This is a genomic window from Paenibacillus sp. CMM36, from assembly GCF_053570945.1.
Map to the genome: position 1 here is coordinate 1 of NZ_JBSEDY010000058.1, position 1,367 is coordinate 1,367.

The 1,367-nt window shown below is 53.9% G+C and carries 1 protein-coding gene; it reads left to right on the top strand.

Translation table 11 applies throughout. From position 1 onward, the window contains the following. A partial coding sequence (locus tag ACWA2B_RS27820) for a condensation domain-containing protein (protein WP_449292873.1) occupies nucleotides 1–1,367 on the top strand: 1,367 nt, incomplete at both ends.

Genomic DNA, 1,367 nt, shown 5'->3' on the forward strand with positions numbered 1-1,367 from the left:
GATTGCGAGCCGACGGAAGAATATGCAGTCATTCCGATCGGAAAACCGATTCAAAACATTCGCCTGTACATCGTGAAGGAAGGCACGGAGCAATTGCAGCCGATTGGGGTTGCAGGGGAGTTGTGCATCGGTGGTGTCGGTGTGGCACGTGGGTATCTGAACCGTCCGGAACTGACGGCCGAGAAATTTGTGAAAGATCCGTTTGCTGGCGGGGAAGCAGGAGACGAACGGATGTACCGCACTGGTGATTTGGCGAGATGGATGCCGGACGGCAACATTGAATATTTGGGCCGGATCGACCATCAGGTGAAAATTCGGGGTTACCGGATTGAGCTGGGCGAGGTCGAAACGCAGCTGCTCCAAGTAGCGTCCGTGCGAGAAGCGGTTGTCATGGCTCGTGCAGACGAAACGGGCCAAAAACACATGGTGGCCTACTATGTCGCGGGGCAAGAAATCAGTGCCAGCGAGCTGAGAAGTGAGCTGGGCCGAGAGCTGCCAAGCTATATGGTGCCGTCCTACTTTGTACAACTGGAGCAAATGCCGCTGAGTCCCAATGGCAAAATTGACCGTAAGGCCCTGCCAGCACCGGAAGGCAGCCTGCAAAGCGGAGCCGATTATGTCGCACCGCGGACGTGGGTGGAAGTGAAACTGGCACACATTTGGCAGGAGGTGCTGGGCCTCACGCAGGTCGGTGTGAAGGAAAACTTCTTCGAGATTGGCGGACACTCGCTGCGGGCGACGACACTGGCCTCGAAGATTCACAAGGAGTTGAACAAGCCGCTTCCCCTGCGCAGTATTTTTGAAGCACCCACGATTGAACAACTGGCAGCCGTTCTGGAAGGTCTGGATCAAGTGGTGTACGCGTCCATTCCGGTAACAGAAGAACGCAGCTTCTACCCGTTATCTTCAGCACAAAAACGACTGTATGTACTGCATCAGTTTGATCCAAGTGATGTGAACTACAACATGCCGTCAGTGCTGCAAGTGAGCGGTCCGCTGGATGTGAAACGAGTAGAAGACGTGTTCCGTCAACTAATTGATCGTCATGCAACCTTGCGTACCCGCTTTGAGCTGGTAGACAATGAGCCGATGCAATGGATTGAGGATACCGTGCCATTCGAGGTGGAATATACGAAGGTACAGGTAGAGAGTACGACTACGGCTACGTACACGAGGATTAGCGAGGAAGCACAAGAACGGGTACGGCAGTTTATCCGTCCGTTTGATCTAAAAGCTGCACCGCTGCTGCGGGTAGGCTTGGTGGATCTGGGTGTCCAAGGAGTAGAGCAAGAATCCCAGCATTTACTCATGCTCGACATGCACCATATCGTTTCGGATGGCGTGTCGATGGAGGTACTGACCGATGA